A 22,381-nucleotide genomic window follows, 5' to 3' on the forward strand; every position below is an offset into this window, starting at 1 on the left:
TCTGAAGGAGATCTGGGCTAGAGGCCCAGGTCCGCGGCGAAGGCGGCCTCTTCGAGACGCTTCTTCACCGTGGTGAGGAAGCGGCCGGCGTCGGCGCCGTCGATGAGACGGTGATCGTAGGTCAGCGGTAGGTAGGACATCGAGCGCACCGCGATCGATTCCGAGCCGTCCTCGCCGGTGATGACGACCGGGCGCTTGACGATCGCTCCGGTACCGAGCATCGCCGCCTGCGGCGGAACCAGGATCGGGGTGTCGAACAGCGCACCCTGGCTGCCGATGTTGGTGATGGTGAAGGTGCCGCCGGCGAGCTCGTCGGGCTTGAGGCCGTTGGAGCGTGCCCGTCCCGCGATGTCCGCGATGGCGCGTGCCAGACCTGCGATCGACAGATCGTCGGCGTTGTGGATGACCGGCGACAGCAGTCCCTGCGGGGTGTCGACGGCAATACCGAGATGCACCTTGTCGTAGTAGGTGATCTCCTTCTTGTCCTCGTCGATCGACGCGTTCACGTTGGGATGCGCCTTCAGCGCCTCCACGACAGCCTTCGCGATGAACGGGAGGTACGTCAGGTTGACACCTTCGGACGCCTTGAAGCTCTCCTTTGCCGCCTTGCGGAGCCCGGCGATGCGGGTCATGTCGACCTCGAAGACCTGGGTGAGCTGGGCGCTCTGCTGCAGCGACTCGCGGGTCTTCTTGGCGGTGATCTGCCGGATGCGGTTGATCTTCTGGGTGGTCCCGCGCAGTTCGGCGAGCTCGGGCCGGATCTCCGGGGAGCCCGACGACGCGGCTGGTGCCGACGATGCCGCGGGCTTCGCGGCAGGCTTGGCCTCCGGCGCCGGAGTCTTGGCCTCTTCGGCGGCGGCGAGGACGTCCTGCTTGCGGATCCGGCCACCGACACCGGTGCCCTTGATCGCATTGAGATCGATGTTGTTCTCCGCGGCCAGCTTGCGCACCAGCGGGGTCACGTACGGAGTCGACTCGACGGTCGGCGGATCGGACTTCTCGGCGACCTCTGCCTTGGACTCGGCGGCCTTGGGTTCGGGCTTCTGCTCTTCTTCGGGGGCCGGCGCCTGCTCGGGCTCCGGCTCCGGCTCGGCTTTCTGTTCGGGCTCGGGCTCGGGCTCCGGTTCCGACTTCTGCTCGGGCTCGGGCTCCGGCTCCTTCTTCGACGGCGCGGCCGAGGCGTCGCCGATGACGGCGAGCTTGCCGCCGACCTCGATGACGTCGTCCTCCTGCGCGAGGATCTCCAGCAGGGTGCCGGCGACGGGAGAGGGGATCTCGGTGTCGACCTTGTCGGTGGAGACCTCGAGCAGCGGCTCGTCGGCGGCCACCTCGTCGCCCACGGACTTCAGCCAGTTGGTGACCGTGCCCTCGGTGACCGACTCACCGAGTTCGGGCATCAGGACATCTGTGCCCTCGGCGGAGCCGGAACCGGTGTCGGCCGTGGGCTTCTCGGCGGGAGCGTCCTCGTCGACGGAGGGCTCCTCGGCCGCCTGCTCGGGCTCGGGCTCCGGAGCGGCGTCGGTGGGCTCGTCGCCACCGGCGGAGTCGGAACCGGAGTCGTCCGATCCGGCCTCGTCGGCATCACCGATCAGGGCGAGGTCGCCGCCGACCTCGACGACGTCGTCTTCCTGGGCGATGATCTTCGTCAGCACACCCGAAGTGGGGGCCGGGATCTCGGTGTCCACCTTGTCGGTCGACACCTCGAGCAATGGCTCGTCGGCCTCGACGGTGTCGCCCTCCTCCTTCAGCCACCGGGTGACTGTCCCCTCGGTGACACTTTCACCAAGGGCGGGCATCTGGACGGAGAAGGCCATCGTTGTGAACTCCTGAACTCGACGTGGTGGTCTGTAGGTGATGCCCAATGGTGTGTGCGCCGTGGGCACGGGGTCGGGGGCGGTTCTTCAGACCGCGCAGATGAGTGGCGGATCAGCCGCTCATCCCCGCGGCCAACCCTACCCGCACGGTGCGTCGCCGACTCGGTTCGGCTCGTACTCGTCGGTAACGATTCTCATCGGGCCCGTCGCGGGTGTCGGTCACTGTCTGCCGGCCGTTCGGTCAGCCGTTCGCGGCGATGTCCTCGAGCACCGCGGCGATGGTCCGGACGGGTACGCCCGTACCGCCCTTCGTGGTGTATCCCCACGGCCCGCCGGTGTTGAAGGCGGGTCCGGCGATGTCGATGTGGGCCCACTGCACGTCCTCGGGCACGAACTCCTTCAGGAAGATCCCGGCGGCCAGCATGCCGCCCCAGCGGTGCGGGGTGACGTTCGCCAGGTCCGCCACGCGCGACTTCAGATCGGCGCGCAGTTCCGCGGGCAGCGGCATGGCCCAGGCGTTCTCGCCGACATCGGCCGACCGGGCCGCCACGCGGTCGCGGAACTCGTCGGTGCCCATGACGCCGGGGGTCCGGGTACCGAGCGCCACCATCTGCGCACCGGTCAGGGTCGCGGTGTCGATGAGGTAGTCGGGATCGTCCTCGCAGGCCCGCACGATCGCGTCGGCGAGGATCAGGCGACCTTCGGCATCGGTGTTGAGGACCTCCACGGTGCGTCCGCCGTACTGCGTCAGGACATCACCCGGGCGCTGGGCGGTCGACGACGGCATGTTCTCGGCCATCGGCACGGTCGCGGTGACCGTGACGTCGATGTCGAGGCGTGCGGCCAGGATCGTCGTCGCGATGACCGCGGCGGCACCGCCCATGTCGGAGGTCATGGCGTCCATGTTGGCGGCAGGCTTGATCGAGATGCCGCCGGTGTCGAAGGTGATGCCCTTGCCGACGAGTGCCACCTTCGTGGGCGACTTCTTCGCGGCGTGGGTCAGTCGGACGAGGCGGGGGAGCCGGGAGGAGCCCTTGCCCACGCCGATGATCCCGCCGTAACCCTGGGCCTCGAGCTGCTTGTCGTCGAGGATCTCGACCTTGAGGCCGGCCTTGCTCCCGAGCGTGCGCGCACGGGCGGCGAACTCCTCGGGATAGAGGTGGCTCGGCGGGGTGTTGACGAAGTCGCGTGCGATGGCGACAGAGTCGGCGACCGCGATCGCGCGTTCCAGGCCGGCCTTGGCCTCCTTGGACTTCGACTCGACGAGCAGCGTGATGCGTTGCGGCGGAGTCTTCTTCGGCTTCGACTTGTCCGAGCGGAACTCGTCGAACCGGTAGGCGCCGAGGAACAGTCCCTCGGCCGCGGCGACCAGGTCGGTCGAGGAGAGCGTGGTGGCCACCGACTCGTGTCCATCGAGCTCGCGGGCCACGATGCCCGCTGCCTGGCGAACCTGATCGGCGTCGTCGAGGTTGTCGGCGTCGCCGAGGCCGACGGCGACGACGACACCGACCGGCAGCGTGTCGGGGGCCGCGGTCCGGGTGACCTCGCCGTGCGAGCCGGTGGCGCCGAGCGCGGTCAGTGCGGCGCTGATGGCGGCGGCCTGGGCGTCGTCGAGGAGGCCGTCGCCGATGGCGAGCGTCGGTTCGGCAGCGGGGCCGGCGCCCTCGTCGTCGGGCGACGACGCGCTGATCAGGCCGATGACAAGGACGGAATCGTCCTTGCCGATCGAGGTGGACAGTTCGAGTTCGGGGCCGCGTGCGCGGTCGACGGTGTCGTTCTTGCTCACCCGGTCAACTCTGCCACAGCGGCGCCGCGGCCGGGGGTGCCACGAACCCCCATCCGCCAGTGGTGCCGTCTCGCACGGTCGGCGCCCGGGGGCACGGGCCGCCCGATAGCGTGGGCGCCATGAGTGAACTCCTCGCCGGGCCGATCGCCGACCGCCATGCCGCCCTGGGCGCGACATTCGCCGAGTTCGGTGGCTGGAACATGCCGGTGTCGTACTCGGGCACGGTCGCCGAGCACGCCGCGGTGCGGGAGGCCGTGGGCATCTTCGACGTCAGTCATCTCGGCAAGGCGCTGGTGTCGGGCGCGGGTGCGGCGGCATTCGTCAACTCGACGCTCACCAACGACCTCGGCAAGATCGTCCCGGGTAAGGCGCAGTACACGTTGTGCTGCAACGACTCCGGCGGAGTCGTCGACGATCTGATCGCGTACCTGGTGGGTGACGACGAGGTGTTCCTGGTGCCCAATGCGGCGAACACCGCGGCCGTCGTCGCCCAGTTGCAAGCGGTTGCGCCGGAGGGAATCTCGATCACCGACCGGCACCGCGACCTGGCTGTCCTGGCGGTGCAAGGGCCGAAGTCCGCGGACATCCTGACCGGACTCGGGTTGCCCGCCGACATGGAGTACATGGCCTTTGCCGACGCCGAGCTGGCGACGCCGGGCGGAACGGCCCGGGTACGGGTCTGCCGGACCGGCTACACCGGGGAACGGGGTTACGAGATCGTGCCGCGGTGGGACGACGCGGGCGCCGTCTTCGACGTCCTGCTGGAGGCGATCACCGCAGCCGGCGGGTTGCCCGCGGGTCTGGGCGCGCGGGACACCCTGCGGACCGAGATGGGCTATGCGCTGCACGGGCACGAGCTGGGCCCGGACATCTCTCCGGTGCAGGCGCGGTCGAGCTGGGCGGTCGGCTGGGACAAGCCGTCGTTCTTCGGTCGCGATGCCCTGCTGGCCGAGAAGGAGGCCGGTCCGTCGCGTCGACTCTACGGTTTGCGGGCGACCGGTCGTGGGGTCCCGCGGGCGGGGTGCGCGGTCCGTCTCGCCGGTGACTCCGGGGGTGCCGACCAGATCGGGACCTGTACGTCGGGCACGTTCTCGCCCACCCTGAAACAGGGCATCGCACTGGCGTTGCTGGACACGGCGTCGGGGGTGCGGAAGGGTGACGAGGTCGTCGTCGACGTCCGTGGCCGCGACCTGGCGTGCGAGGTCGTGATCCCGCCGTTCGTGCCGTCACACGTGTGACCTGCGAGCACTTCGACGACGCCCCACCGGGGTCCTGCGGTGACCCGACCGGGCGCGGAAATGCTCTTGTGGCCGACGGTACGATGGCGCCATGACCTTGGAGTTCAACCGTACCGAGCACCCGCACCCGGTGTCTGAGGGCCGGCGCGCGGAGATCCTGTCCGCCCCGGGATTCGGGCGCCATTTCACCGACAACATGGTGATGATCGACTATGACGCCGAGGTGGGCTGGCACAGCGCCACGGTGAAGCCGTACGGTCCGATCGCGCTGGACCCGGCGGCGACGGTTCTGCACTACGGCCAAGAGGTGTTCGAGGGGTTGAAGGCCTACCGGCAGCCGGACGGTTCGATCGCCGCGTTCCGGCCCGAGGCCAACGCGGCGCGGTTGCAGCGCAGCGCCGAGCGACTCGCGATGCCGGCGCTGCCGGTCGAGGACTTCATCGCCTCGCTCAAGGCACTGCTGGACGCGGACAACGAATGGGTGCCCGCCGCCGGTGGCGAGGATTCGCTGTATCTGCGCCCGTTCATGTTCGCCTCGCAGGCGAGCCTGGGCGTGAATGCGCCGTCCACCCAGTACATCTATTCGGTCATCGCGTCGCCCGCAGGCGCCTACTTCGCCGGCGGCATCAAGCCGGTGAGTGTCTGGCTCTCCACCGAGTACGTGCGAGCGGCGCCGGGGGGGACCGGGTTCGCCAAGTGCGGTGGCAACTACGCCGCCGCGTTCCTCGCGCAGCGACAGGCCACCGAGCAGGGGTGCGACCAGGTCGTGTGGCTCGATGCGATCGAGCGCCGCTTCATCGAGGAGATGGGCGGCATGAATCTGTTCTTCGTGTTCGGCTCAGGCGCCGACGCCCGCTTGGTTACCCCGGAGCTGTCGGGATCGCTGCTGCCCGGCATCACGCGTTCGTCGCTACTCACACTGGCCACCGATGCCGGCTTCGAGGTCGAAGAGCGCAAGATCACCACCGAAGAGCTGCGCAAGGGTGTGGCGTCGGGCGACATCACCGAGGTGTTCGCCTGCGGCACTGCTGCGGTCATCACCCCGGTCGGTCGGGTCAAGGGTGAGGGCGAGGACTACACCATCAACAACGGCGAAACCGGTGAGGTGACCCAGGCGTTGCGGGACACCCTCACCGGCATCCAGCGCGGGACGTTCGCCGACACCCACGGGTGGATGACGGAGCTCTACCGCCGCTGAGCAACGGCGCGGCGGTCAGAGCAGCAGGCCGACGACGCCGAGCGCGACCCCGAGTTCGATCGTCGCGCCCAGCACGTCGCCGCTCATCCCGCCCATCCGCCGCGCGCAGTGCCGGGTGAACCACCAGGCGAATGCCGCGACGCACAGCACGACCATGACGCCCCGGACGACGGTGGCCGCCTCGAGGTGGCCGCCGTCGAATCCGTTGGGCGACAGTCCGAGTGGCACGGTCGCGGCGAGTGCGAGGAGCAGCCACACGACGACGGAGGTGCGCTGGGTACCCGCCACCAGCGCGCCGAAGCCGTTGGGATGGGCCGGTTCCAGTGACCGGCGGGTGCCGATGACGGCGCCGAGCCGGCCGAGTGCGATGGCGAAAGCTATTTCGTACCACCGTGATTCATCTGCGAGCGCAGCGAATCCGGTCGCCTGTACGGCGAGCGTGAGGACCAAGGTCGCCACGCCGAACGGTCCCACGGTACCGCTGCGCATGACCTCGGTGACACGCTCGGGCGGCCCGTAGCATCCCAATCCGTCGGCGGTGTCGGCGAGCCCGTCGAGATGCATGCCACGGGTGGCGGCGGCGATCAGGACGACGACGAGCACCCCGATCATCAGCATGGGGAGCCCGGTGTGCGCGAGGCCGAAGGCCACGATCGCCGACGCGGCACCCAGTACCGCGCCCACCACCGGGACCGCCGCCATCACCGCGGCCCCCAGCGACCGATCGGGGGCGGCCGACGTGTCGTGACCCCCGACGGGCGCGATCGTGAGCCAACTGAACGCGGTCCGGAGCGTCCGGGTCGGCGGAATCATGGCGGATCCGTTCGGCGTCAGGCTGTCTCGGTGTCGTCGGTGGTGTCTGCATCTGGGGCGCCGTTGTCGGTCACCCCGGCCTCGTCGAAGGTGGCCATCGAGACGAGCAGGTCGGCGGCCGACTGCACGATCGGCAACGCCAGGACGGCGCCGCTGCCCTCGCCGAGTCGCATCGAGAGGTCGAGCACCGGAACGAGGTCGAGATGGTCGAGTGCGATCTGATGTGCGGGTTCGACCGACCGGTGTCCGGCGATCCACCAGCGCATCGCCCCCGGCGCGAGTTCGTTGGCGACCATCGCCGCGGCGGTGATCACCACGCCGTCGAGGATGACCGGTGTGCGGCGCAGGGCCGCCTGGGCGAGGAAGCCGACGGTGGCGGCCAGATCGGCCCCGCCGACGGCGGCGAGCAGCGCGAGCGGGTCGTGGATCACCTTGCGCGCACGGCGCATACCGTCGCGGATGGCGGCGGTCTTGCGCATCCACCCGGCGTCGTCGACGCCGGTGCCGCGGCCGACGATCTCGACCGGCTCGCGACGGGTCAGCGCGCCCACGAGGACGGTCGCCGGGGTGGTGTTGCCGATGCCCATCTCGCCCGCGATCAGCAGATCGGTGCCCGAGTCGACGAGATCGTCGGCGATGGCGCGGCCGGCGGCCAGGGCCTGGCGGGCTTCGGCGAGAGTGATGGCGTCGGTGGTGCGGAGGTCCTCGCTGCTGCGCCGGACCTTGTACCGCGACAGTTCCGGTGAGGTGTCGGCGTCCACGGACATGTCGACGACCTTCACCGTTGCGCCGACGCGCCCGGCCATCACGTTCACCGCGGCACCGCCCGCGGAGATGTTGGCGACCATCTGGGCGGTCACCTCGGGCGGGAACGCCGACACCCCGCCGCGGGCGACGCCGTGGTCGCCGGCGAAGACGACGACGGTGGGGGAAGTGAGGGGCGCGGGCGGGCACTGACCCTGGCATGCGGCGATCCAGACGCCGATCTCCTCGACGCGGCCGAGCGATCCCGGTGGCTTCGTGAGGCTCGCCTGGCGGTTGCGCGCGTCCTGAGCGACCGCCTCGTCCGGCGGCGTGATCGGCGCGAACACCTCGGCATCCGTCGGGTCGGGCCGGGGTCGCTCGGAAACGCCCACGCCGGCAACGGGTTCCGGTGCTGCGCTGACAGTGGTCGCGTTCATGGACGCGATGGTCGGGGTGGATTCGCCGCGGTCGGGCGCAGTCGTCGCCGCGTCCGACATCGCGTCGGCACTGTCGGCGGTGCCCTGGTGCGGGGCAGCCTCGGCCGGCGCCCCGACGACATCCGCCGGGTGCGAGGTCGTCGCCGCCGGCTCGGCCGGGAGGTGGAGAACCCGGCCTGCGACGACGAGATCGACCCGCTCGCACACCGCGGCGATCCGGCCGTTGAGGGTTCCGAGCAGGTCCTGGAACACCCGGCCGGCCGGGGTGGGCGGCACGAGCGAGAGCCCGGCTTCCGGGCTGATCAGCACCACATCGGCCGACATCGCGCGCAGTGCGTCGCAGAGGTCGTCGATCGGGCCGTCGAGGTCGATTTCCGAACCCGAGGTCCAGCCGTGGACGGCGTCGATCTGCGCGGTGAGCCAGTTGCCGAGATCGTCGACGAGGGCCGGGATGTCGGGTGCGGCGCGGAGTGCGTGCCCAAGATCGGTGGTCTCGATCGTCGTGTACCGGTCGTCGCGGCGTTCGCGATGTACCCGGACGCGGTCCATCCACTCCCCGTCGGACGACGTGAGCGGTCCGGTGGCCAGGTAGCGGATCTGCTGGTGGCCGCCGAGCAGCGACTCGCCGTGCGCGGACTTACCCGAGCGCACGCCTCCCAGGACGAGGGTGCGCACTGCGCGATCGGTCATCTATCAGACTTCGTCGCCCGGCGAGACCATCGGTTTCGGAGCGCGCATCTTGCGCAGCTGCATCGCGCGGGTGAACGCATACCAACCCAGCTTGAAGCCTCCGTCGCTGGACTCGGGGAAGCGTTCGGCGACGCGCCTGTTGACCATGCGTCCCAGGATCACACCGTCGATCGCCATGAGCACGACGAAGGCGACCAGGATCAGGTTCGTCAACGCCGCGGCCTGCGGGACCAGGAACATGAGCACGATCAACAGGATGGCGAACGGCATGAACAACCCGGCGAAATTGCGCCGGGCGTCGACGATGTCGCGGGTGTAGCGCCGCGAGGAGCCCTTGTCGCGCGGCATCAGGTAGGCCTCGTCGCCCGCCATCATCCGTTCCCGCTGCTTGAGCCGCTTCTCGCGACGCTCGGTGGAGAGTTGGCGCTTCTCCTCTTTGGAGAGCGTGGACTTGAGTTCCTTCTTGCGGGCGCGTGCCTCGGAACGATTCGTCGGCGGCGGTGCGACGGGTCCGCGCCGCCTGTTCTCGGCCTGCCGGCGGGACGGCGTGGGCCGTCCCTTGCCCGGGGTGTACTTGCTGCCCTTGGCCGAGGGCGCGACGTCGGTGCCGGACTCGTCGTCGGCGGTGTAGGTGGAGACCGAGCTGTCGCCGGAATCCGCCTGGGTGTCGTCCTTCTTCCATGGCAGCTTCACGCCTGTAGAGCCTAGGTGATCGGTGTCGCGAGACAAACGCGTGGTCGTTGCTATCGGGTGGTCACCGCTCGCCGGCGCGCCGAGGAGGGGGCCGCGACGGTCCCGGCGTCATCCCGGTGGGTCCCGCGGGCGCCGAAGTCGCGCTGCCGGGGTGGGGCCGGCTACCTATACTCCGTGCTCATGACCGGGAACGATACGACGCGCGGTGCGGCACGCACAGAGTCTGCGGCAGGGTCTCGATGCGCATCCTGATCGCCCCGGACTCGTTCGGCGACACGATGTCCGCGGTGGTCGCCGCGCGTGCGATCGCCCGGGGGTGGCGCGCTACGCGGCCGACTGACGAGCTCGTCGTGGCCCCGCAGTCCGACGGCGGGCCGGGTTTCGTCGACGTTCTCGCGTCTCGATTCGGGACCGAGCTCGCCGAGTCGGTCTCCGGCCCCCTCGGCGCGGGAGTCATCGCGAGGTGGCTGTTCGACGATCGGTCGACCGAGGTCTCGGTCGCCTACATCGAATGCGCGCAGGCGTGCGGACTGCACCAGCTGGGCGGCTCGCCGACGCCGCGAACGGCGTTGGGGGCCGATACCCGAGGTGTCGGGGAACTCGTCGTCGCGGCGTTGGCGCGCGGGGCGGGTCGGATCGTCGTCGGCCTCGGAGGCAGTGCCACGACCGACGGCGGTGCGGGGCTGATGGACGCTCTCGGTGGAGCCGCGCGGGCCCGCGAACGACTACGCGGCGTTGAGCTGATCGTGGCGTCCGATGTGGAGAACCCGCTCCTCGGCCCGCAGGGCGCCGCGACGGTGTTCGGTCCGCAGAAGGGGGCCGACCCCGCGACCGTCGAACTGCTCGAGAAGCGTCTCGGCGACTGGTCGCGGGTCCTGGCCGACCTCGCCGGTCGGGACATCGTCGACGAGCCGGGTGCCGGTGCCGCGGGTGGCCTGGGTGCGGCGCTCCTCGCGCTCGGCGGTACGCGGGTGTCCGGTGCCACTGTCGTCGCGGAGGCGACCGGCCTGGCCGCCGAGGTCGCCGCCGCGGACGTCGTCGTCACCGGTGAGGGAAAGTTCGACGCGCAGACCCTGCGGGGCAAGGTCGTCTCCGCGCTGCACTCCGCCGCGTCGTCACTCGGCGCCCGGGGCGCCGGTGCCGCGACGATCGTCCTCGCGGGACAGGTCGCGCTGAGCGCGGACGAGATCGCCGCGGCCGGCGTCGCGGCGGCACATGCGATCGTGGAGGTCGCCGGTTCGGTCGAGGTCGCGATGAACGATGCGGAGAACCAGCTGGCGGCGCTCACGGAGTCGGTCGCGTCGGACCTCGGGTCGGCGGTCGCGCCGGGCTGACCCTGACCGGACCGGCGGGCGAGACCGGGCGCGGAACCCCGCGGAAACGCCCGTCCGACTGGACGGGAATACCACGGGGAGGAGTACGGTTATACGCACGGGCACAACCGGTCGACCTCCCGGCGAGCGGGGTGAATCCCGAACGACCGTGCGGGGCCGCCACCCACGACGGCATCGGGCCACATCGCATCGGGACCACACCACCTACAGGAGCATCCATGACCGTGCAGAACGAAACGGGCACAGCCACGAGCACCGGCGTCATCCTCAGCGACGCTGCCGCGTCCAAGGCGAAGGCGCTGCTCGATCAGGAGGGCCGCGACGACCTCGCGCTTCGTATCGCCGTACAGCCGGGTGGTTGCGCGGGCCTGCGATACCAGCTCTTCTTCGACGATCGCACCCTCGACGGGGACATCACCACCGACTTCGGCGGCGTCAAGCTCGCCGTCGACCGGATGAGTTCTCCCTACGTCCAGGGAGCCACCATCGACTTCGTCGACACCATCGAGAAGCAGGGCTTCACCATCGACAACCCGAACGCCACCGGCAGCTGTGCCTGCGGCGACTCGTTCAACTGACGCGACGCTCGTCAGAGGCTTTCCACGCCGGCCGCATCCCTCGGGGGTGCGGCCGGTGTCGTGTGCTGAGGGTGTGAGTAGCGTGGACACCTGTCTGTGTCATTCCCTATAGGGTCACCACCTGCCGGCATCGCCTGGCGGGCAACCACATGAAGGGCTGAGATCTCCAGTGGCAATCGTTGTGTGCGGGTCCATCGCAACCGATCATCTGATGAAGTTCGCGGGCAAGTTCTCCGAGCAGCTGCTCGGTGACCACCTCGAACACATCTCCCTCAGCTTTCTGGTGGAGGACCTCGTCGTCCGGCGCGGCGGTGTCGGCGGGAACATCTGCTACGCGATGGGGCAGCTCGGCGGCGCCCCGGTCCTGGTCGGCGCCGTCGGGTCCGACTTCCACGACTATCGCCAGTGGCTCGAGTCCAACGGTGTCGACTGCCGCGGTGTCCGGGTGTCGGAATCCCACCACACCGCTCGCTTCATGTGCACGACCGACGAGACGATGGCCCAGCTGGCCACGTTCTACGCGGGTGCGATGAGCGAGAGTCGGGACATCGCCCTGACCGAGGTCATCGCCGAGGTCGGTGCGCCGGATCTCGTCCTCATCGGTGCCGACGACCCGGCCGGCATGCTCCGTCACACCGAGGAGTGCCGGACTGCCGGCATCCCGTTCGCCGCCGACCCGTCGCAGCAGCTCGCTCGCCTCGACGGCGAGCAGACCCGCACGCTCATCGACGGCGCCGCCTACCTGTTCACCAACGAGTACGAGTGGGGACTCCTGCGGCAGAAGGCCGGGCTGTCCGAGGCGCAGGTCGCCGAGATGGTCGGCGTCCGCGTCACGACCCTCGGCAAGGACGGCGTCGAGATCGTCGACCGCGACGGCACCCGCATTCACGTGCCCGTCGTGCCGGAGACGGCGAAGGTCGACCCGACGGGTGTCGGCGACGGTTTCCGTGCCGGGTTCCTGTCCGCGCTGTCCAAGGGGCTCGGCTTCGAACGTGCCGCGCAGGTCGGCTCGATGGTCGCGGTCCTCGTGCTCGAGACCGTCTCCACGCAGGATTGGTCGTGGGAGTCGGACTCGGCCCTGGCCCGGATCGAAGGCGCCTACGGCACCGAGGCCGCCGCGGAGATCAAGGCGGCGTTCGCCGGCTGAGCCGGCCGGTCCCGGGTGGTGACGCGTCTGACGTTGCCACCCGCGCCCGGGCGTGAGACGTTGGAACGGAGTCCCGATCGAGGGCTCCCGGACGAGGGGTGCTGTACCCGGTGTGCGACAAGACGGCCCGGAGGAGGCGTCATGTCGTGGCTGATCCTGGTGGTGTCCGGTGTGCTGGAAGCCGTATGGGCGACCGCGCTGGGCAAGTCGGAGGGTTTCAGCCGACTCGGCCCGTCGGTGGTCTTTATCGTGGCACTCGCGGCGAGCATGGCCGGACTGGCCTACGCGATGCGCGACCTGCCGGTCGGGACCGCGTACGCGGTGTGGGTCGGCATCGGCGCGGTGCTGACCGTCGTCTACGCGATGGCCACCGGTGAACAGGCGGTCTCGGTACTCAAGGTGTTCTTCCTGCTGATGATCGTGGGCGGGGTCATCGGTCTCAAGCTCGCCCACTGAGCCGCCCAGCCGACAACCGCCCCCGAAAAACGCCCCCGAAAGAAGCCCTCCGTGCGGGACTCGGCGACCCATCGTCGTCGACTCCGTTGCTCAGGGCGGTTTGCAGGGGCGGTTCGGTTGCCGCAGAGCGGGATTCCGGACTAGACCCGCACCGGGTAGGTGTGATCGATGATCTCCGGGACGATCGTGCCCTCGACGAAGATGCCGTGCCAGACCATGAACATCAGGACCGTCCAGAGTCGACGGCTGTTGTCCACCACGCCCTCTCGATGCTCGTTCAGCATCGCGAGTACCGCGTCCTTGGCGAAGATGTGGTCGGTCTGGGAGTTCGTGATGGTCTCGTGCGCCCAGTCGAACATCTCCGTACCGGCCAGCCAGTGCCGGATCGGGACCGGGAAGCCGAGTTTCTTGCGGTGCAGGACATGCGCCGGGACGATCTGCTCCAGTGCCTTGCGCAACGCGTACTTCGTCGTGCCGTGGGCGATCTTCTCGTCGTGGGGGAGACCTTCGGCGATTGCGAAGACCTCCGGGTCGAGGAAGGGCACCCGCAACTCGAGCGAGTTCGCCATCGTGATCTTGTCCGCCTTGACCAGGATGTCGCCACGAAGCCAGGTGAACAGGTCGAGATGCTGCATGCGGGCCACCGGATCCCAGCCCTCGCTCATCGCGTAGATCGGCGCGGTGACGTCGGTGTGGGTCCACTCGGGGCGGTAGTCGCGCAACACCGCGCGAAGCCGCGCGTCGTCGAAGCTGCGGGCGTTGCCGTAGTAGCGCTCCTCGAGCGTGAGTGAGCCGCGGTGGAGCAGGCTCTTGCCGCGGGTTCCCTCCGGAATCCGCTCGGAGACCTTGCCGGCGGCACGCCGCAGCACACGGGGTAGCCGGTCGAAGGCGGCGAGGGACAGCGGTTCCTTGTAGATCGTGTAACCGCCGAACAACTCGTCGGCGCCCTCCCCGGAGAGCACGACCTTGACGTGTTTACGTGCCTCGGCCGCCACGAAATACAACGGGACGAGCGCGGGGTCGGCGACCGGGTCGTCGAGATACCAGACGATCGAGGGAATCGCCTCGATGAACTCCGACGGCCCGACGACCTTCACGACGTGCCGGGCGCCGATCGCCTCCGCGGACTCGGCGGCGACATCGACCTCCGAGTAGCCCTCGCGCTCGAAACCGGTGGTGAAGGTGATGAGGTCGGGGTTGTGCCGGATCGCGAGCGCGGCGATCGCCGTCGAGTCGATTCCGCCGGAGAGGAACGACCCGACCGTGACGTCGGCGCGCATGTGCTTGGCGACGGAATCGGCGAGGACGTCGGCGATCTCGTCGTAGCGCTTCTGACGGGTGGCGTCGGTGACCGGACGGACACCGAACTGGGGGGTGAAGTAGCGCCGGATCGACAGGGGACTCCCCGGCGTCGCGGTCGCGTGGCAGCCCGACTCCAGTCGCCGGATCGAGGCGTGGATGGTCTCGGGCTCGGGGACGTACTGCAGCACGGTGTAGTGCTCGATGGCGCGGGGATCGAGCTCCGTGGACAACCCGACCCGCTCGATCAGTTCGAGAAGGCTCTTCTTCTCACTGCCGAAGATCAGCCCGCCGGGTCCCGACGCCACGAACAGCGGCTTGATGCCGAACGGATCGCGGGCGAGGAAGAGCGAGCGGTTCTCGGTGTCCCAGATCGCGAACGCGAACATGCCGCGCAGGCGTCGGACCGCGTCGGGGCCCCAGTGGTGGAACGCCGCGACGATCGCCTCGCTGTCGCCCTCGGTGCGGAACAGTGCGCCCTCGTCCTTCGCGAGTTCGGCGCGGATCTCGAGGTAGTTGTAGATCTCGCCGTTGAACACGAGCGCGTACCGGTCGGGGTTCTCGGGCGGGCCCCAGCGAAGGGGCTGATGCGAATGCTCGATGTCGATGATCGAGAGCCGGTTGAACCCGAACACGATGTCGTCGTCGTGCCATGTGCCGGGTTCGTCGGGTCCGCGATGCCGCATGCAATGCGAGGCCACCGCCACCGGTTCGACGACATCGGCGGCCGTTCCGTCGGATGTCAGCAGGCCGAGCAGACCACACACGTCTCGTTCTCTCCGTTCAGTTGCCAGTACACGCACGGGTTCCCCGCGCCGCGCCGGATCGCGTCCGAGTATGCCTGAAGCGGACGGTCCGGTCCGACGTGGCGGGGGTGGGACGACGCGAGCGAACAGGACGGCTGTCGGTGAGTCGCGGACACCGGTACGGGTAGGGACGAGCGGGACACGACACCGATCGCGCCCCGATTCCGACAGCTTCCGCGGGTTGGTCTACGCTGCGTAGTACTAGGTGCAAGAATTGCTGTGTGTCCACGGCAAGACCTTGCCCCGTGCAGGTCATGTGGCATGCACTCACCTCGGCGCGAGGGCGCCGGTGAGCGAGCAGGAAGGCGTGAAATTGGCACACGGTGGACGGCCCCGAGCGAGGCGTGTCTCATCAGCGTCGCGGACGATGAAGCGACTGGGATTCGTCGCCACTCTCGGCCTCGGCGCACTGCTGATGTCGGGTTGCGACGCCAGTGAGGCGATGCGTTTCGGTTGGCCCGAGGGCGTCACGCCCGACGGCAAAGAGATGGTCGATCTGTGGACCTGGTCGGTCATCGCGGCGCTCGTCATGGGCATCCTGGTCTGGGCGCTGATCTTCTGGACGATCACGTTCCACCGTGCGAACGACGCGAAGAAGGGCGTGTTCCCGCGCCAGACCGCGTACAACGTGCCGCTGGAGCTCACCTACACGGCCATCCCGTTCGTGATCATCGCCGTGCTCTTCTACTTCACGGTGATCGTGCAGAACAACGTCGAGAGCAAGAACGACGACTCGAAGGTCGTCGTCGATGTGACTGCGTTCCAGTGGAACTGGAAGTTCGGTTACAACCAGGTCGAGTTCTCCGACGGCACGACCTACGACGGCTTCGAGCAGAACGGCAACCCGTTCGAGGTCCAGGAGCAGACCGGTAGCGGTTCGGAGAGCGAGCACGCCGGTGGCGGCGACCACGGTGGCGAGCACGGCGAGCTCCCCGGCCCGGCCGGCGGTCGTGACGACGACATCCGCGACTACCTGAAGTTCGACCGGATCGAGACGGTCGGCTCGTCGTCGGAGATCCCCGTGCTGGTTCTGCCGACCGGCAAGCGCATCGAGTTCAACATCGCCTCGGCCGACGTCATCCACTCGTTCTGGGTGCCGGAGTTCCTGTTCAAGCGCGACGTGTTCCCGTTCCCGGAGCAGAACGCGACCGACCCGGTCTTCCAGATCAAGTCGATCGACCGGACCGGAGCGTTCGTCGGCCGCTGCGCGGAGATGTGCGGCACCTACCACTCGATGATGAACTTCGAGGTTCGCGCGGTCGCGCCGGAGGACTTCGACAGCTACATCCGGTTCCGTGAGGCGAACCCGGGAGCCACGAACGCCGAGGCTCTCGAGGCGATCTGCCAGGCGCCGGAATCGGTGACCACGGTGCCGTTCGACACCCGCCGCGCCACCGACGGTTCGGTCGGTGCCACGGGTAATCCGGACGACCCGACTCTCGCCAACTGCACCAAGAAAGTGAGCTGACGATGAAGATCGAGGCACGCCTCTTCGAGATGCTGACCGCCTTCTTCTTTCTGACGGGCGTCGCGTACACCCTCTTCACCGGTTTCACCAGCAAGGGCATCGAGTGGGTCGGCGTCGTCGGCCTGTTCTTCGCGGCCGGCCTGACGCTCATCGCGGGCACGTTCTTCCGGTTCGTCGCCCGGCGCGTCGAGATCCGCCCCGAGGACTACGAAGACGCCGAGATCGAGGACGGCGCCGGTGAGTTGGGCTTCTTCAGCCCGCACTCCTGGTGGCCCATCCTGATCGCGCTCGGTGCCTCGACCTTCGCGGTCGGCTTCGCCACCGGCAACTTCTGGCTCTCGATCTTCGCGGCCGTGGTCATCATGGGCACGTCTGCCGGACTGGTCTTCGAGTACCACGTCGGTCCCGAGAAGCACTGAGGCGGCGCACCACACGCCATGTACGACCTGCACGCGACGAGCCCCACCGGATATCACCGGTGGGGCTCGTCGCGTTGCGGTGGAGGTGCGGTCGGCCTGCCGGGTCAGGACCGCTCTCGGGCGGGCCGGAACACCTTGAGGACGCGGTAGTCGACCCGGAAGTCGGCCCGGGAGTACGAATCCTCGACCTCGCCATCGTGCGAGACGGCGACAGGGCCGTCGACGGCCGTGAACCGGAACTCGGGAACCTGCATCTCGTGGTACAGGTGGGAGCGCTCGAGGCGTCCGAGGGCCAGTGAGCCCAAGAGCCGCAGTGCCGCCCAGCGGTGGCTCGTCTCGAGAATCCGTACGTCGAGGAGTCCGTCGTCGAGTCGGACACGGCGTGCGGGCAGGAAGCCGGTGGGCTGGTAGATCGAGTTGCCGACGAGGAACAGCGACGCGTCGAGCACCCGGCCCTCCACCTCGATTCGCACGTGCGGGTCCTTGCGGAGGACGTGCAGCACAGCTGCCGCCGTCGCGAGCGGCCGGCTGATCCTCCGCTGCAATCGTCGCCGCATCCGGACGAAGTCGGGGTGCGCGCCGATGCTGGCGGTGTTCAGGATCAGCCGGGAGTCGTTGAGCCACACCGCGTCGACCCGGGACGCCGACCCGGACCGGATGGCCGCGATGGTGGCGTCCACCGTGCCGCAACCGATGTCGCGGGCGAAGTGGTTGAAGGTGCCGGCCGGGAAGACCGCGAGCGGGATGTCGGCGGCGAGTGCCGGTGCGGCTGCGCATGCCACGGTGCCGTCGCCGCCGGCCACCCCGAGGATCTCCGCGCGGGTCGCGGCTTCGGCGAAAACGGCTGCCATGTCGTCGGTCTCGTCGAGTTCGATGATCTCGGCGGCCGGCAGTCTCCCACGGATCGTCTCGACCACACGACGCCCGCGGCCATCCGCGGACCCCGGGTTCACGACGACGACCAGACCTGCACCGTCGGAATTGGGGCGCACATCGACGACCGACGGTGCGGCAAGAGACAGTGACGGTTCGGTGATGGGCGGCACGACGCGCGCACCGATGGTCGCGATCGCGGCACCGATGCCGAGCCCGGCGACGACATCGCCGGGATAGTGGGCACCGGTCGCCACCCGGGACAACCCCACGAGCCCCGCCAGAGCGGACAGCAGCAGGCCCGCAGGTGGATTCTCCACCGCCACACCCACCGCGAACGCGGCGGCGCTCGCGGAGTGCCCCGACGGCAGCGAGTTCGAGGTCGGGCGCCGGTGTCCGCGTCGGGACAGCGGGATCAGGCCGTGTGCGGGACGTGACCGGCGGCGGACGCGCTTGGCCCCCTGGTTCGTCACGACACTCGTCACGGCGAGCGAGACCAACCCGCGCGCGGCGCCGCGCTGCAGAGACGGCCGCCCGGACACCGCGAGCCCGACCGCGATGGCCGTCCAGAGCTTGGAGTGATCGGCGGCCCGCGTGAGTACCGGCATCGTCGCGTCCAGCAGGGGGCTCGGGGAACGAGCGATCGAGTCGTAGATCTCGGCGTCGAGAGTGCCCATCCCGCGGGTGATCTGGGACAGACCGGAACTTCGGGGAGGTAACCGGCGCATGGGGTACACCGTGCCACATCGGACCCGCCGGGGCAGCGACGTGGGGGAGGGGAGTGGTGTGCGGCCGGGAACGCACCGCGGGCCGTCGTGCACCTGATGGTGCTCGACGGCCCGCGGTGGGTCGTGTGCGAGAACTCCTCGCAGTCGGCTACTCGCCGAAGGGGTTGCCGCCCTTGGCCTGCAGCTCGCGGAGAGCCTTGCGTTCGCCGGCTTCGATCTCGTGCTCGAGTTCGACGTTGCGCAGCTGCTCCTCCGGCGGATCGGCCGTGAGGATCGAGCCGGTACCCGGCGCACCTGCCGAACCGAGTTTGTTCATCCGCTTGGGCAGAGCCGCACCCTCGTAGGGGAGCGGGATCGGGTGCCCGTGGCTGTCGACCGGGCCGAGCGGCTGGTGGACCTCGATGTACTCACCCTGCGGGAGCCGCTTGATGATGCCGGTCTCGATGCCGTGGGCCAGGACCTCACGGTCGCTGCGCTGCAACGAGATCGCCCAGCGGTACGCGATGAAGTAGACCAGCGGCGGCAGGATGATCAATCCGATACGGCCGATCCAGGTCGTCGCGTTGAGTGAGATGTGGAATTTGAACGCGATGATGTCGTTCATGCACGCGATCGTCAGCAGGATGTAGAACGAGAACGCCATGGCACCGATCGCGGTCCGCACCGGGGTGTCGCGGGGACGCTGCAGCAGGTTGTGATGCGCGTCGTCGCCGGTCAGCTTCTTCTCGATCCACGGGTACGCGAACATGACACCGAAGATGATCGTCATGATCAGCACGACCCAGTTCGACATGACCACCGTGTAGTTGCCCAGGTAGAGCTCCCACGCCGGGAACAGACGTATCAGGCCGTCGGTCCACATCATGTATATGTCCGGCTGCGATCCCGCGGACACCTGCGCCGGGTTGTACGGACCGATGTTCCAGACCGGGTTGATCTGGAAGATGCCCGACATGATCGCGAGCACGCCGGTGACGAAGGCGAACATCGCGCCGGCCTTGGCGGCGAACACCGGCATGATCCGGACGCCGACCACGTTCTTCTCGGTGCGTCCGGGGCCGGGGAACTGCGTGTGCTTCTGGTACCAGACGAGCGCGAGGTGCGCGCCGATCAGCGCCAGGATGATGCCCGGGAAGAGCAGGATGTGCAGCACGTAGAGGCGCGGGATGATGATCACGCCGGGGAAGTCACCGCCGAACAGCGCCCAGTGAATCCATGTACCGACGACCGGGATACCCAGGACGATGCCGCTCATCGCGGCGCGGACGCCGGTGCCCGAGAGCAGGTCGTCGGGGAGCGAGTAGCCGAAGAAGCCCTCGAACATCGCCAGCACCAGCAGGAGGCAGCCGATGATCCAGTTGGCCTCACGCGGACGACGGAACGCACCGGTGAAGAAGATGCGCGCCATGTGGACGATGATCGACGCCGCGAACAGCAGTGCCGCCCAGTGGTGGATCTGCCGGACGAACAGACCACCACGCACCTCGAACGAGATGTTCAGCGTGGTCTCGTACGCCTTGGTCATCATCACGCCGTTGAGCGGCTGGTAGGCGCCGTCGTACACGACGCGGGTCATCGACGGATCGAAGAACAGCGACAGGTAGACGCCCGAGACCAGCAGGATGATGAAGCTGTAGAGGGCGATCTCGCCGAGCATGAACGACCAGTGGGTGGGGAACACCTTGTTGATCTGGCGGCGCATACCCGCGGCGAGGTGATATCGCGAGTCAACTTCTTCGGCTTGAGTGCCGAGACGATCGGCGATGCTCATGATCTACGCTCCCAGAATGCCGGTCCGACGGGCTCGATGAAGTCGCCTGCGGCAACGAGGTAGCCCTCGTTGTTCACCGTGATCGGCAGCTGGGCGAGCGCACGGGCGGCCGGTCCGAAGATGGGCTTGGCGTACTCGAGCGCGTCGAACTGCGACTGGTGGCAGGGACACAGGATGCGGTTGCTCCGCTGCTCGTAGAGCGAGGCGGGGCAGCCGAGGTGGCTGCAGACCTTGGTGTAGGCGAAGTAGTCACCGTAGTTGAAGCTCTCCTGACCCTTGCGCTTGACGGCGCGGGCCGCGTCCTCGGGACGCAGACGGATGAGCATGACGGGGTTGCGGACCAGGTGGAGGCCCTCCTCGAGCAGGTGGCGGGAGTGCTCGGACTCGCCGAACCCGTCCGAACGACGCCACGGGAACACGGTCTCCATGCCGCCGGCGTCCAGATCTTCCGGCCGGACCAGTGCGACCTGGAACGGGTTGCCGGTGTCGCGACGCATGTAGATGGTCTCGTTGGGCGCTTCCGGCGGGTTGTAGATCGGGGACCAACCCGAGTGCCACAGCGGCGAATCGGGACCCTCGGCCCACGGGTTCTTGATGAAGCCACCCAGGAAGGCGACGAGCCCGGTGACCGCGAAGGCGCCGAGACCGAAACCGGCCGAGCCGATGATCATCTTGCGTCGACCCAGGGTCGAGGTGGTGCCGGTGTCCTGCAGGAGTCCGACGATCGTCTTCTTGTCGACCTCGGCCGATCCGCCGTCGTGGCGGTCCTGGACCGAGATCTCCGCCGGGATGAACTTCTTGGTGATGAGGATCATCGCGACGCCGATGGCGAGCACCGACAGGCCGAACGTCACGCCCAACAGCGGCGTGTTGAAGGTGTACCACCAGTAGTTCGGGTCGTCGGGAAGGGCGAACTCCCAGTGGTTGAACAGGAAGATGCCGAGGCACGCGAGCGCGGACACGCCGGCGATGGTGAACCAGATGGCCACCTGGCGCTCGGCACGCTTCTCGACCTTGGTGCCGGGCACCGTGTAACGCTCGGACCGGTGGATGATCTCGACCCCGTCGAGATTGGTACCGAGTTTGACCAGTTCGTCGGTGCTCATCTGGTCGAGTTCGTCCCGCGACGGGACGTTCTTGTCCCCGCTGCCGTTGTTGTTGGCGCTCATGCTCGAGATCCCATCCACATGGCGCCTGCGACGATGGCGATGACGCCCACGAACCACATGACCATGCCCTCACTCACCGGGCCGAATCCGCCGAGTCCGAGGCCGCCGCTGGGCTTGGCCTCGCTGACGTACTTGACGTAGGCGATCACGTCCCGCTTTTCTTCCGGATCCAGCTGTCGATTCGAGAACTTGGGCATGTTCTGCGGACCGGTCAGCATGGCGGTGTAGATCTGTGCCTCGTTGACACCGTCGAGGTTGGGTGCGAACTTGCCCGAGGACAGTGCGCCACCGCGACCGGTGAAGTTGTGGCAGGACGCGCAGTTGAGCCGGAACAGCTCGCTGCCGCGACCGATGCTGTCGCCGCGGAGCTCACCCATCGCGACGGTGCCGTCGGCGTTGCGCGGCACCTGCGGCCCGCCGCCCTCGGCCTGGATGTACGCACCGAGCTGGTCGATCTGCTCGGTGGTGAACTTCGCGGGCTTGCGCTGGGCCTGGGCCTCGCCACGGGCCGCAGGCATGCGGCCGGTCGACACCTGGAAGTAGACGGCGGCGTCGCCGACGCCGAGCAGTGAGGGACCGCGATCGGGCACACCCTGCAGGTTGGAGCCGTGACAGGTGATGCACGAGGTCTCGTAGAGCTTGCGACCGTCGTCGATCATCGCGGCATTGCTCTCGTCGGCGACCGCGACCTGGGGGTCGGGGGTCAGGACCGACGCGAGCACGCCTGCCATGACGAGGCCGGCCAGCAGCACGATGGTGCCGCCTGCGCGCCGACGGAGCTTGCGTCGGGCCTTGGCGCGGCGGCCGGCGTCGCGTGCAGAGGAGCGTCGGGCCGAGGCATCGGGTCCGACCTCGGTGCCGCTATCCGACGGACGCGGTGGAGATGAACTCATCTGTGACTCTCTACTAAGCGGGGCGGA

Annotated in this window: 18 protein-coding genes and 1 riboswitch; of the genes, 8 read left to right on the plus strand and 10 right to left on the minus strand. The window is 68.6% G+C overall.

Annotation, left to right across the window (positions count from 1 at the left end; genetic code table 11):
• Positions 1-17 precede the first annotated feature (17 nt).
• Both sucB and ACFW3F_RS11445 read right to left on the minus strand, forming a co-directional pair.
• Entirely contained in the window at positions 18-1,814 is a 1,797-nt protein-coding gene (gene sucB, locus ACFW3F_RS11440) for a 2-oxoglutarate dehydrogenase, E2 component, dihydrolipoamide succinyltransferase (protein ID WP_388057314.1), read from the minus strand.
• Positions 1,815-2,055: 241 nt separating this feature from the next.
• On the minus strand, positions 2,056-3,600 hold the full coding sequence (locus tag ACFW3F_RS11445; RefSeq protein ID WP_388057316.1) for a leucyl aminopeptidase: 1,545 nt from the start codon (positions 3,598-3,600) through the stop codon (positions 2,056-2,058).
• Between the two features lie 119 nt (positions 3,601-3,719).
• Between ACFW3F_RS11445 and gcvT the strand changes: the two genes are divergently transcribed.
• Both gcvT and ACFW3F_RS11455 read left to right on the plus strand, forming a co-directional pair.
• Entirely contained in the window at positions 3,720-4,838 is a 1,119-nt protein-coding gene (gene gcvT, locus ACFW3F_RS11450; RefSeq protein ID WP_388057318.1) for a glycine cleavage system aminomethyltransferase GcvT, read from the plus strand.
• Positions 4,839-4,929: 91 nt separating this feature from the next.
• A complete protein-coding gene (locus tag ACFW3F_RS11455) occupies positions 4,930-6,036 on the plus strand; it encodes a branched-chain amino acid aminotransferase (protein WP_388057320.1) in 1,107 nt (368 codons plus the stop codon).
• 15 nt (positions 6,037-6,051) lie between these two features.
• Here ACFW3F_RS11455 and ACFW3F_RS11460 read toward each other — a convergent pair whose 3' ends face one another.
• Genes ACFW3F_RS11460 through ACFW3F_RS11470 form a run of 3 tightly spaced genes read right to left on the minus strand, consistent with a single transcriptional unit; the run spans position 6,052 to position 9,413 of the window.
• Positions 6,052-6,849, minus strand: a complete 798-nt coding sequence (locus ACFW3F_RS11460) for an adenosylcobinamide-GDP ribazoletransferase (protein WP_388057322.1) — start codon at positions 6,847-6,849, stop codon at positions 6,052-6,054.
• 17 nt (positions 6,850-6,866) lie between these two features.
• Positions 6,867-8,720, minus strand: coding sequence for a nicotinate-nucleotide--dimethylbenzimidazole phosphoribosyltransferase (cobT, locus tag ACFW3F_RS11465; protein ID WP_388057324.1), 1,854 nt, complete (start codon positions 8,718-8,720; stop codon positions 6,867-6,869).
• A 3-nt stretch (positions 8,721-8,723) separates the two neighbouring features.
• Complete coding sequence (locus ACFW3F_RS11470; RefSeq protein ID WP_388057326.1) at positions 8,724-9,413, minus strand: DUF3043 domain-containing protein; 690 nt, start codon at positions 9,411-9,413, stop codon at positions 8,724-8,726.
• 239 nt (positions 9,414-9,652) lie between these two features.
• On the opposite strand from ACFW3F_RS11470, the gene ACFW3F_RS11475 reads away from it, so the two are divergent.
• The 4 genes from ACFW3F_RS11475 to ACFW3F_RS11490 all read left to right on the plus strand — a co-directional run bounded on the left by ACFW3F_RS11475 (position 9,653) and on the right by ACFW3F_RS11490 (position 12,928).
• On the plus strand, positions 9,653-10,747 hold the full coding sequence (locus ACFW3F_RS11475) for a glycerate kinase (protein WP_388057328.1): 1,095 nt from the start codon (positions 9,653-9,655) through the stop codon (positions 10,745-10,747).
• A gap of 218 nt (positions 10,748-10,965) precedes the next feature.
• Complete coding sequence (locus ACFW3F_RS11480) at positions 10,966-11,325, plus strand: HesB/IscA family protein (protein WP_388057329.1); 360 nt, start codon at positions 10,966-10,968, stop codon at positions 11,323-11,325.
• Between the two features lie 169 nt (positions 11,326-11,494).
• Positions 11,495-12,472: a carbohydrate kinase family protein gene (locus tag ACFW3F_RS11485; protein ID WP_388057331.1), complete on the plus strand. Its 978-nt coding sequence runs from the start codon at positions 11,495-11,497 to the stop codon at positions 12,470-12,472.
• Between the two features lie 65 nt (positions 12,473-12,537).
• A riboswitch (guanidine-III (ykkC-III) riboswitch) is annotated at positions 12,538-12,604 on the plus strand.
• A 9-nt stretch (positions 12,605-12,613) separates the two neighbouring features.
• Entirely contained in the window at positions 12,614-12,928 is a 315-nt protein-coding gene (locus ACFW3F_RS11490) for a DMT family transporter (RefSeq protein ID WP_388057333.1), read from the plus strand.
• Positions 12,929-13,068: 140 nt separating this feature from the next.
• Here the strand turns inward: ACFW3F_RS11490 and asnB are convergent, their stop codons facing one another.
• Positions 13,069-14,994: an asparagine synthase (glutamine-hydrolyzing) gene (gene asnB / locus ACFW3F_RS11495; protein ID WP_388057335.1), complete on the minus strand. Its 1,926-nt coding sequence runs from the start codon at positions 14,992-14,994 to the stop codon at positions 13,069-13,071.
• Between the two features lie 406 nt (positions 14,995-15,400).
• Here asnB and ACFW3F_RS11500 point away from each other — a divergent pair, with 406 nt between their 5' ends.
• Positions 15,401-16,501 carry a cytochrome c oxidase subunit II gene (locus ACFW3F_RS11500; protein ID WP_388057337.1) on the plus strand — a complete coding sequence of 367 codons (1,101 nt, stop codon included), beginning with the start codon at positions 15,401-15,403 and terminating at the stop codon, positions 16,499-16,501.
• A gap of 2 nt (positions 16,502-16,503) precedes the next feature.
• Entirely contained in the window at positions 16,504-16,920 is a 417-nt protein-coding gene (locus ACFW3F_RS11505) for a cytochrome c oxidase subunit 4 (RefSeq protein ID WP_388057339.1), read from the plus strand.
• Between the two features lie 104 nt (positions 16,921-17,024).
• On the opposite strand, the gene ACFW3F_RS11510 is transcribed toward ACFW3F_RS11505, so the two are convergent.
• The 4 genes from ACFW3F_RS11510 to ACFW3F_RS11525 all read right to left on the minus strand — a co-directional run bounded on the left by ACFW3F_RS11510 (position 17,025) and on the right by ACFW3F_RS11525 (position 22,354).
• Positions 17,025-18,470 (minus strand): diacylglycerol kinase family protein, encoded by a 1,446-nt coding sequence (locus ACFW3F_RS11510; RefSeq protein ID WP_388057341.1) that lies wholly within the window; start codon positions 18,468-18,470, stop codon positions 17,025-17,027.
• A gap of 199 nt (positions 18,471-18,669) precedes the next feature.
• Positions 18,670-20,292, minus strand: a complete 1,623-nt coding sequence (locus ACFW3F_RS11515; protein WP_388057343.1) for a cytochrome bc complex cytochrome b subunit — start codon at positions 20,290-20,292, stop codon at positions 18,670-18,672.
• Entirely contained in the window at positions 20,289-21,461 is a 1,173-nt protein-coding gene (locus ACFW3F_RS11520; protein WP_388057345.1) for a ubiquinol-cytochrome c reductase iron-sulfur subunit, read from the minus strand. Before ACFW3F_RS11520 ends, ACFW3F_RS11515 begins: the two co-directional genes overlap by 4 nt.
• Entirely contained in the window at positions 21,458-22,354 is an 897-nt protein-coding gene (locus ACFW3F_RS11525; RefSeq protein ID WP_388057347.1) for a c-type cytochrome, read from the minus strand. The genes ACFW3F_RS11520 and ACFW3F_RS11525 overlap by 4 nt, the downstream gene beginning before the upstream one ends.
• Positions 22,355-22,381 lie beyond the last annotated feature (27 nt).

Source organism: Gordonia sp. NPDC058843, assembly GCF_042743165.1.
Classification (GTDB): domain Bacteria; phylum Actinomycetota; class Actinomycetes; order Mycobacteriales; family Mycobacteriaceae; genus Gordonia.